The 10,456-nt window shown below is 62.6% G+C and carries 8 protein-coding genes and 1 pseudogene; 8 read left to right on the plus strand and 1 reads right to left on the minus strand.

Annotated features, from left to right (window positions below; all coding sequences use genetic code 11):
- The 5 genes from ACMO6A_RS04940 to ACMO6A_RS04960 form a co-directional block, all read left to right on the plus strand.
- A partial coding sequence (locus tag ACMO6A_RS04940; RefSeq protein WP_418470849.1) for a molybdopterin dinucleotide binding domain-containing protein occupies positions 1-964 on the plus strand: 964 nt, incomplete at its 5' end.
- 10 nt (positions 965-974) lie between these two features.
- Positions 975-1,595, plus strand: coding sequence for a 4Fe-4S dicluster domain-containing protein (locus ACMO6A_RS04945; protein ID WP_009304318.1), 621 nt, complete (start codon positions 975-977; stop codon positions 1,593-1,595).
- 10 nt (positions 1,596-1,605) lie between these two features.
- Positions 1,606-2,841, plus strand: coding sequence for an NrfD/PsrC family molybdoenzyme membrane anchor subunit (gene nrfD, locus ACMO6A_RS04950; protein ID WP_009304319.1), 1,236 nt, complete (start codon positions 1,606-1,608; stop codon positions 2,839-2,841).
- 204 nt (positions 2,842-3,045) lie between these two features.
- On the plus strand, positions 3,046-4,578 hold the full coding sequence (locus ACMO6A_RS04955; RefSeq protein WP_009304320.1) for a 2-isopropylmalate synthase: 1,533 nt from the start codon (positions 3,046-3,048) through the stop codon (positions 4,576-4,578).
- Positions 4,579-5,504: 926 nt separating this feature from the next.
- Positions 5,505-6,989 (plus strand): aldehyde dehydrogenase family protein, encoded by a 1,485-nt coding sequence (locus ACMO6A_RS04960; RefSeq protein ID WP_418470850.1) that lies wholly within the window; start codon positions 5,505-5,507, stop codon positions 6,987-6,989.
- 81 nt (positions 6,990-7,070) lie between these two features.
- Here the strand turns inward: ACMO6A_RS04960 and ACMO6A_RS04965 are convergent, their stop codons facing one another.
- Entirely contained in the window at positions 7,071-7,730 is a 660-nt protein-coding gene (locus ACMO6A_RS04965; RefSeq protein WP_009609254.1) for a TetR/AcrR family transcriptional regulator C-terminal domain-containing protein, read from the minus strand.
- A gap of 396 nt (positions 7,731-8,126) precedes the next feature.
- Between ACMO6A_RS04965 and ACMO6A_RS04970 the strand changes: the two genes are divergently transcribed.
- The 3 genes and pseudogenes from ACMO6A_RS04970 to ACMO6A_RS04980 all read left to right on the plus strand — a co-directional run.
- A complete protein-coding gene (locus ACMO6A_RS04970) occupies positions 8,127-9,281 on the plus strand; it encodes an acyl-CoA dehydrogenase family protein (protein WP_009609293.1) in 1,155 nt (384 codons plus the stop codon).
- A gap of 38 nt (positions 9,282-9,319) precedes the next feature.
- The gene (locus ACMO6A_RS04975) at positions 9,320-10,069 is read left to right on the plus strand and encodes an electron transfer flavoprotein FixB (RefSeq protein ID WP_009609244.1); all 750 of its coding nucleotides are present in this window, start codon (positions 9,320-9,322) and stop codon (positions 10,067-10,069) included.
- Between the two features lie 18 nt (positions 10,070-10,087).
- Positions 10,088-10,456: pseudogene (locus ACMO6A_RS04980) on the plus strand (electron transfer flavoprotein subunit alpha/FixB family protein); the annotation flags it as partial.

Consider the following 10,456-nt stretch of genomic DNA (forward strand, 5'->3'; position numbering starts at 1 on the left):
CGCCAAGGTGCGCGCCTGCATCTTCTGCGGCGATGTGCTCCAGCAGCACATCGGCAACATGAACAAGACCGCCGAGTTCGCGCGCGGCCTCGACTTCATCGTCACCATCGACCCGTACTTCACCGAGGGCGCGAAGTGGGCCGACGTCATCCTGCCCGCCACCACGCGCTTCGAGAACGACGCGGAGGTGGGGAGCGTGAAGATCGGCTACAGCAACATTGTGCTGCAGAACAAGATCATCGAGCCGTTGTTCGAGGCTCGCACCGACTTCTGGATCGGCAAGGAAATCGCCAAGCGTTTCGGCAAAGACCAGTACCTGCCCGCCACGTCCGAGGAATGGGTGGCGAAGGTGCTGTCCTCCTCTGAGGACCCGTACGTCTCCGCGCTCACCATCGACAAGATCAACGCTGCGAACGGCGTGTATCCCCTCGAGGGCATCGAGGAGCCGCGCCGAGAGTTCATGGACCGCGTGTTCGCCACCCCCTCCACGCGCATGGACGTCTACTACGACGCTCTTGTGGAATACGGTCAGGCGCTTCCCGCCTACGAGCCGCCGCTTGAGGCGCACGCCGGCAACAAGCTGGCCGAAACCTATCCGTTGCAGCTGGCGAACGTGCGCACGCGCTACCGCATCCACAACCAGTTCAACGATGCCAAGTGGATCCAGCAATTCGCCGAGCCGCGCATCGAGCTGAACCCCTCTGAAATGGAGAAGCGCGGCCTGGCCACAGGAGATGCAGTGGAAGTGTTCAACGACCGCGGCTCCTTCAAGTGCCGCGTGAAGGCCAACGAGTCCATCCGCCCCGGCAGTGCGCGCATGTTCGAGGGGCAGACGGCTGACTTCCTCATCGAAGGCAACGTCCAGAACGTCACGAACGACGGCTACGTCGAGCGAGGCTCCGAGCTCATGTGCGGCCCGGTCATCCCGTTCTCCGATACCCTCGTCGAGATCAAGAAAGCGTAGGTGAGCGATCATGACCAAGCTTGGCATCGCCATCAACCTTGAGCGTTGCGTCGGGTGCAACACCTGCGCGAACGCCTGCAAGATGCAGAACAACATACCCATGAACATGCTGTACATCCGCGTGGAGACCGACGGCGTGGACACCGCCGACGGCGCGCAGGGGACGTACCCCGACCTCAGCCGCACCTACATCCCCGTGGCGTGCCAGCACTGCGAGAACCCCGCCTGTCTGAAGGTGTGCCCCGTGGGCGCCACGTACAAAGACGATATGGGTCGCGTGGAAATCCACTACGACAAGTGCATCGGCTGCCGCATCTGCATGGCCGCTTGCCCCTACAACGCCCGCGTGTTCAACTGGAGCGAGCCCGAGCGCGATCCCAACTGGAACTACGGCGATAAGGACGTGCCGGTGCGCCCGAAGGGCGTGGCGGAGAAGTGCACGCTGTGCAAGGAGCGCACCGACCGCGGCGACATCCCCATGTGCGTGCGCGTGTGCCCGGGCCGCGCCCGCGTGTACGGCGACTTGGACGATCCCGAGTCCGAGATCTCGAAGGTCGTGCGCGAGAACCATGCCTATCAGCTGCTCGAGGAGTTCGGCACCCGCCCGCAGCTCCGTTACTACAACGCGTAAGGGGGCCCAGATGGAAACGAAGCGAATCTCCCGTCCGGTCATGGTGGTTCTGGCCGTGATCGCCGCCGCGGGGGCGGCCGCCTGGATCTACCAGACCATGTTCGGTTTGGGCGTGACCGGCATGAACAACGGCACCTCCTGGGGCCTGTACATCGCCGCGTTCATGTTCTTCGTCGGCTTGTCCGCCGGCGGTTTGATCGTGGCCTCATCGGCATCGATCTTCCACGTCACCGAGTTCAAGAAGGTGGCGCTGCCGGCCGTGTGCGTGTCCACGGTGTGCATCTGCTGCGCGGGCCTGCTGGTCATCCTCGACCTCGGCGGCGTGGCGCGCATCTTCAACCTGATCATTTCCCCGAACTTCATCTCGCCTCTGTTCTGGGACATCTGCGTCATCTCGTGCTACCTGGTCATCAACCTGGTCTACCTGTACTTCATGACCTCGAAGAGGGCCGACAAGTCCAAGATCGCCATCGTGTCGCGCTTCGCCCTGCCCATCGCCATCCTCGTGCACACGGTGACGGCGTGGATCTTCGGCCTGCAGATCGCTCGCGAGGGCTGGCATTCGGCCATCATGGGCCCCTTGTTCGTGGCCTCGGCCATGGACTCCGGCCTGGCGCTTTTGCTCATCGCGCTGGCGTGGATGAACCGCCGCGGCATTTGGGAGACGTCGAAGAAGCTCATGGGCATGCTGGCGGGCCTTCTGGCCACCTGCATCGCGGTCGACGGCTACATGGTGGGCTGCGAGCTGCTGACCACGGGCTATCCCGGTTCCGAGGGCGGCTGGCACGTGCTGTCGCAGATGTTCTTCGGCGCCACGGCCCCGTACTTCTGGATCGAGATCATCGTGGGCGTGCTCATCCCGTTCACCATCCTCGTGTTCGCGAAGAACCGCCAGAAGACCGGCCTCATCGTGTTCTCCTCGGCGTGCGTGGTGGTGGGCGTGTTCTGCAAGCGCGTGTGGCTGCTGTTCAGCTCGTTCATCACGCCGAACACCTTCGGCGGCCCGGGTCTCATCGACGGCACGTCGGCCGCTACCTCCGGCATGGACGTGTGGGCGGCGACCAGCTGGTACGCGCCCTCCTGGGTGGAGTATGCGGTGCTTCTCGGCGTCATCGCGCTGGGCGCGCTGGCCTTCCTCATCCTCGTCGAGCGCTTCATCATGAAGGCGAAGCCGACCGACCTCATCGACGCCGACGCGGCTGCCCACGGCGTGGCCGACGCGAAAGCGAGCTCACCCTCCTGCTAGCGTGCGCGACCTCCTCTCCGAGCACGCTGCGGCATCACGGCCCGGCAAGCGATCCCCGCGCTTGCCGGGCCTTTTTCGCGCCAGGCGTCTTCCCGTCGTTTTCCCGCTTTTGTTGGTGCGTTCGGGGCGAATTCCGAGAAGAGCGCTTGGGATATTTGCTATGATAGTCAAACTATATCGAGCCGAGAAGGAAGGAACACGCATATGACGCGCAAGATCAACATCTTCGATACGACGCTTCGCGACGGCGAGCAGTCGCCGGGCGCCTCCATGAACACCGAGGAGAAGCTGGTCGTGGCGCGTCAACTTCTCCGGCTCAACGTGGACGTCATCGAGGCGGGCTTCCCCATCTCGAGCCCCGGCGACTTCGAGTCCGTCCGCCGCATCGCGGAGCTCGCAGGCGACCAGGCAACGGTGTGCGGCCTCACGCGCGCGGTGGAGAAGGACATCGACGCCGCGGCCGACGCGCTCAAGTACGCCAAGCGTCCGCGCATCCATACCGGCATCGGCGTGAGCCCGAGCCACCTGCGCGACAAGCTGCGCATTACCGAGGACGAGTGCGTCGAGCGTGCGGTCAAGTGCGTGAAGTACGCCCGCAACTTCGTCGAGGACGTACAGTTCTACGCCGAGGACGCGGGCCGCTCCGACTACGACTTCCTCGTGCGCGTCATCGAAGCCGTCATCAAGGCCGGCGCCACGGTGGTGAACATCCCCGACACCACGGGCTACTCGCTGCCCGAGGAGTTCGGCGCGCGCATCAAGTACCTCATGGACCATGTGGACGGCATCGAGAAGGCCACGGTGTCGGTGCACTGCCACAACGACCTCGGCATGGCCACCGCGCTGTCGCTGGCGGGCGTGAAGAACGGTGCAACCCAGGTGGAATGCACCATCAACGGCTTGGGCGAGCGCGCGGGCAACACGGCCATGGAGGAAGTGGTCATGGGCATCAAGATGCACGGCGACGAGCTGGACGCCTGCACCGAGATCAACACGCGCGAGTTCATCAAGGCGAGCCGCCTCGTGTCGTCCATCACCGGCATGAACGTGCAGGCCAACAAGGCCATCGTGGGCGCGAACGCCTTCGCGCACTCCTCCGGCATCCACCAGGACGGCGTGCTGAAGAAGCGCGACACCTACGAGATCATCGACCCGGCCGACGTGGGCGCGGGCACGAGCCAGATCGTGCTCACGGCGCGCTCGGGGCATGCGGCCTTGAAGCACCGTCTGGAGGAGCTGGGCTACGAGCTGGAGGGCGAGGCGCTCGACCAGGTGTACGAGGCGTTCCTCAACCTGGCCGACAAGAAGAAGGAAGTGTACGACGAGGACCTCGAGAGCCTCGTGAACGAGCGCGACCGCAACGAGAGCGCCCTCTACGCGCTTGAGGGCGTGCAGGTGAGCACGGGCTTCCCGCTGACCCCGACGGCCACGGTCACGCTGCGCAACGCGGCCGACCAGGTGGTCACGGCCTGCGAGTACGGCACGGGCCCGATCGACGCGGTGTACAAGGCCGTGAACAAGATCGTGCAGGTGGACAACGAGCTGACCGAGTTCTCGGTGCAGTCCGTCACGCGCGGCATCGACGCGCTGGGCGAGGTGACCATCCGCGTGACCGCGCCCGACGGCGGCGTGTACACGGGCCGCGGCGCGGACAACGACATCATCGTCTCGTCCACGAAGGCCTACCTCAACGCGCTGAACCGCCTGCTCAACGACAAGCAGGAGCATCGTCGCTAGCGCGCGAAGCGAACCGGCAGCGGCGGCCCGTCCTCGGACGGGCCGCCGTCGTTTCCGGAGGAGCTCGGTGCGAAGCGGCCTTCCATTGAGCTCGGCGCTTGAAAACGGCGTGCGAGCGTGCCTCGGTGCGCTCGATGCTCTCCATGAGGAAGGGGCCTGAACGCGCTGTAACGTTCCTTTCGGGTTGAAGCCATCGCAGCGTGGAAGAAGGCCTGCGGAAGCCGGATGCCGCTTCGCCCGTCTGCTGCCCGTGTTTAACAGGAAAGCCCTTAGCGGAGTCACAAAAGTCACCGCTGTGAAGAGGGATCCGGGCTCTGAAGCGCCCAGGGATGGCATTCGGCATCCTTCCGATCTTGCATGTCGCGCGTTTGCGCAGGTCAGTGATCGCGACGGCGGCGGTTTCCCTTGCATCGAGCTTCACAGCGGTGACTTTTGTGAGTCGGTGTCCGATTCCGCTGCTGAAACGACGTTGGGCTCGCTTGGCGGTGCTCGATTCCGCTGCTGAAGCGAGGTCAGGATCGCACGGCGGCGCGCAACGGCCGATCCGGCGGGTTGCGTCGGCGCCTGCCGAGACGATTGCCGGGGGAGGGCGGCCTTTGGGCTCGATTCCGCTCAGGTACGTTGCGGACCCTCGTTCGACGTTTTCTCGTCTCTACCGTTCGCTCCCTTCCGAATGCCGCTCGCGAACGTCCTCTGTTCCGTAATTGTTACCCATGGTGCACCAATCGAGGAAACAGTACCGTTCGTGTAAACAGTTGGCAACGAGGACGGCGGTTCGACGCGCAAGGGTGTATCTTCATGGCAACGGCCTTAGGGGCCGCGCAGCGGGCATGCGATGCGTCGCCCGCCGCCGGATGCGCGTTGGGAGACGGTGCGAAGGCGGGGGCGGGAAGCGGCATGCAACACTCATGCGAAAGGAAGTACCCATGAACAACCCTGCTCAGAAATCCTATCAGCTCTACATCGGCGGCGAATGGGTCGACGCGTCGGACGGCGGCACGCTCGACGTGTACTGCCCCGCCAACGGTGAACAGCTTTCCGTTATTGCCGATGCCACCAAGGAAGACGTCGACCGCGCGGTCGACGCTGCTTGGGAGGCGTTCGAAACCTGGAGCAAGACCACGAAGGCCGAGCGCGCTATTATCTTGAACAAGGTGGCCGACCTCATCGAAGAGAGCGCCGAGAAGCTCGCTTTGTTGGAGTCGCTGGACAACGGCAAGCCCATTCGCGAGACGCGCGCCATCGACGTGGCGTACTCGGTCGATCATTTCCGTTACTTCGCCGGCGTGCTGCTGGCCGATACGGGAGAGGCCGACATGCTTCCGGGCAACATGATGTCGCTCGTGCTGCACGAGCCCATCGGCGTCGTCGGTCAGATCGTGCCGTGGAACTTCCCGTTCCTTATGGCGGCTTGGAAGCTGGCCCCCGTGCTGGCCGCCGGCGACTGCACGGTGTTCAAGCCCTCGTCCACGACCTCGCTTACGGTGCTCGAGCTGGCGAAGCTCACCGAGGGCGTCATCCCGGCCGGCGTGTTCAACGTGGTCACGGGCCGCGGCTCGAAGTCGGGTCAGTACATCCTCGACAACCCGAAGATCAGCAAGCTGGCCTTCACCGGTTCCACCGAAGTGGGCCGCGATGTCGCTCGCGCAGCGGCCGAGCGCCTTATCCCGGCCACGCTGGAGCTGGGCGGCAAGTCCGCCAACATCATCTTCCCCGACGCCAAGTGGGACATGATGCTGGACGGCATCCAGTTGGGCATCCTGTTCAACCAGGGCCAGGTATGCTGCGCCGGCAGCCGCATCTTCGTGCACGAGGACATCTACGACAAGTTCGTGCAGGACGCGTGCGAGGCGTTCGGCAAGGTGAAGGTTGGCATGCCTTGGGAGGATGACACCCAGATGGGCAGCCAGATCGACCAAAACCAGATGAACAAGATTCTCGAGTACGTCGAGATCGCCAAGCAGGAGGGCGGCCGCGTTCTCTGCGGCGGGGAGCGTGCGACCGAGGGCGAGCTCGCCAAGGGCGCGTTCCTGAAGCCGACGCTCATCGAGGTGCCGAACAACTCCTGCCGCGTTGCCCAGGAAGAGATTTTCGGGCCCGTGGCCGTGGTCATCAAGTTCAAGGACGAGCAGGAGGTCATCGACCTGGCCAACGACTCGGTGTACGGTCTGGGCGGCGCTGTCTGGACCCGCGACATCAACCGCGCCTTCCGCGTTGCGCAGGGCGTCAAGACCGGGCGCATGTGGGTGAACACCTACAACCAGATTCCGTCCGGTGCGCCGTTCGGCGGCTACAAGGAGTCCGGCATCGGCCGCGAGACGCACAAGGTGATGCTCGAGCACTACACCCAGACGAAGAACATCATGATCAACCTGGGCGAAGAGCCGAGCGGCTTCTACCCGGCGAAGTAATGCGCATTCGATAGCTCTTACTGTATGCAGGCGGCCTTCGGGTCGCCTGCTTCACGTTCTGTCGTTTATTGCGTGTTCGGTCTACAGCATGCGTCTGAGTTGCTGCTCTTTGATCTCGTTCTCAAGCGATGAGTGAACGATATTGCAAAACGGCCCCACGCCTTCCATGATGTCGTGCTTCTTCGGATTGACCGTCTGGCCGATAAGATAGGACAAAAACGCTCCCGTGTAGAACTCGGCAAGGAAATCAACGCTCTCTTCCCTAAGGTGGCGGTTGCTTAAAATGAAACGCACGTCGTCTTTGAGGGCGGGCACGTAAAGCCGGTACAGGTAGTCTCGAAGGCTGTTCTGCCCGCTGTCGTGTAGCACTTTGGCGTAATAGCTCCTTCGGGCTTCGAAACAGTCGGCCAGCGTCTGAAAAAATCCTGCCTGATCAAGCGATCTCACGCCCTTCTTGTTGAACATATAGTAAGGATGCTGCGCGAGCGGGTCTTTCCCTGTTTCATCGTGTTCGTACACCAACAGGTTCTCGTCGAAGCGTTTACGGAGCAACATTCCTAAATCGCAACGGAATATCCAGGCGATGAGATGATTCTTGTCGACGAAATGATAGTAGAAGGTTTTGCGGTTCTTCCCCGAAGCGGCAACGATATCCGATACGGCTATCTTTTCGGGGGGCTCGTGCTCGGTAAGCGACACGAACGTTTCTGCGATGAGCGACATGGTGTTCATCGAGCCCATGACGACCTCCTTGTACGTGGAGCGCGGTTCTTCCGGTAGGCTCTCTGCGGATTTCCTCGCCGGTTGCCTGTTGTTGATTATACGAGGTTTTTGGTGAAGTGTTAGACAGAAACGACGATATGTTGGTATGCGATGAGTCGTGTTGTACGGGCTTTCTCTATGAATTAGCCGCCTCCCCATAGATTCTCTCTATGTCTCTTCCCTTGTAACTGCAGTTTCCCTTCGCAAAGTCGGACGAAAACGGGTCGATGTCCGTTACGCGACTAAATATTGCAACAGATCGAAGTATTTGGGTATCCATGACGAGTGATGGCGAGCGTATGCTTGCAGCAGGATCCGTCGGGAACGAGTCGACGGTTCAAGAGGCGCCTATGAAACCCTTACGAGGAGGATACCATGGACTTTGCTATGACCGACGAGCAAGAGCTGCTCCTGGAAAGCGTTCGCGAGTTCTGCGATCGGTATTTCACCGAGGACGTCATCAAAGAGATGTACGAGACTGGCGACATGCCTGACGAGATCGCCGAGGCGTATCGCGATGCGGGCTTCGGTCTTATGGGCATCCCCGAGGAATACGGTGGAATTCCCTGCGACAAGGTCACGCTCGGCATGATGATCGAGGAGCTGTATCACTCCAGCGGGTGCAACCATATCCTGTATCAGAACTCCCTCACGGCGTTCGATATCGTCGAATTCGGCACGCCGGAGCAGATTCAAAAGTACATGGACGCGTACATGGAAACCGGATGGCCGCTGTGCTCGCTTTCCATCTCCGAGCCCGGTGCCGGCTCTGACAACCGCAACATGTCGTGCACGGCCAAAAAGCAGGATGACGGGACGTATCGTCTGAACGGGCAGAAGACGTGGGTGACCATGGGGGCCAAGCTTCCGTACACCATCGTCGTGGCCAAAGACGAAGATCCGTCACGAGAGAACGACAAGATGTCGCTGTGGATGATCGAGATGGATCGTCAGGGCGTTTCCACGGCTGGCCTGCATAAGATCGGCCAGCAGTGCATCCCGTTCTGCGAGGTGTATTTCGACGACGTGGTGCTGACGGAAGAGGATCGCGTCGGCACGCCGGGCGAGGGCTTTATGATGGTCATGAAGAATTTCGAGGTGGAGCGTGCTCTGCTGGTTGCCGAGCAGCTTGGCCTCGCTCAGGCCGCCATGGAAGACGCGGTGACGTACGCCAACCAGCGCATCGCCTTCAACAAGCCCATTGCCAATTTCCAGATGACGCAGGAGAAGCTCACTGAAATGGAGATCCGCCTGCAGAACACCCGCAATATGCTGTACAAAACGCTGTGGGAGCTCGACAACGACATTTCAGTGCAGCTCGACTCTGCCCTGTTGAAGCGTTACGGCTGCACGGAGTGCTTTAACGTCGCTGACATGGCGCTGTCTATCTTCGGCGGTATCGGCTATACGACCGAAGTGCGCGTTGGGCGCATCTGGGCTGATTGCCGTGGCAACCTGTTCGGTGGCGGTACGCCTGAAATCATGGCGTACATTGCCGGTCGTCAGGTGGCGAAGAAATACCGCGCATAAGCGCCATCCTCTGAATGTAGAACGAAAGGAAGGTAAGCATGAACATCGTGGTTTGCTGCAAGGTCGTTCCCGACGACCAGGATATCCAGGTTGCCGCCGACGGCACACTGGACTACTCGAAGGCCAAGCCGATCGTGTCCGCCTACGACCTGAACGCCATCGAGGCCGCCGCCCAGCTGGCTGACGGCGGGCGCGTGGTGGCGGTGACGGCGGGCCCTGCCGACATCGACGACTCCAAGCTGAAGAAGAACATCCTCGCCCGCGGCGTCGACGAGCTGTACATGACGGCCGACGACGCGTGCAAGGGCCTTGACGCGCATGCCGCTGCCGCCGCGCTGGCCGACCTGGTGGCGAAGGCGGGCGAGTACGACCTGATCCTGTGCGGCGACGGTTCCGCCGACGACTACGCGCAGCAGGTGGACGTGCAGCTGGCCGCGCGTCTGGGGCTGCCCTCCGTCAACGGCGCGACGAAGATCGAGGCGGGCTCCGGCTCGGTCACGGTCGAGCGCACGCTCGAGGACGTGGTGGAGGTCGTCGAGGCGCCGCTGCCGTGCGTCGTGTCGGTCGCTCCCGACATCGCGCTGCCCCGCATCCCCGGCATGAAGGACATCCTCGCCGCCGGCAAGAAGCCGATGGGCGTGGCCGGCGCCGACGGCGCCTACGAGAGCGCCCTCGAGGTCCTGTCCTGCAAGGCCCCCGAGCAGGCCGAGCGCAAGCTCGAGGTCATGGACGCCTCCGAGGACGGGGCGATCGAGAAGTTCGCGGCGGCCCTCAAAGCGGCCCTGTAGTCGAAAGGTGGAACCACAATGAAAGCACTCGTTATCGCTGAACGCGCGGATGCCGCTCGGGAGCTTTGCGCCGGCGCCCGCACCATGGCCGACGAGGTCGTGCTCGTCTCCTTCGGCGAGGCCCCCGAGGCCGTCGCCGATAAGATCGCCCGCATCTCCGTGCCGGAAGGGACCGTCCTCGACGACGCCGCCGACACCGTGATATCGGTGTTCGACGCCGAGGCTCCGGCCGTGGTGCTCGTGGAACCCACGCGCCACATGAAGACGATCGCCGGCAAGCTGGCCGCCCATGCGAACGCCTCCGTCATCACCGACGTCATGTCCTTCGAGAACGGCGCCGTCAGCCTGTACTTCGGCGGCGTGGCCGAGCGCGTGCAGAAGGCCGCA

Origin of the sequence: Eggerthella sp. (genome assembly GCF_048329335.1) — a bacterium.
GTDB lineage: Bacteria > Actinomycetota > Coriobacteriia > Coriobacteriales > Eggerthellaceae > Eggerthella > Eggerthella lenta.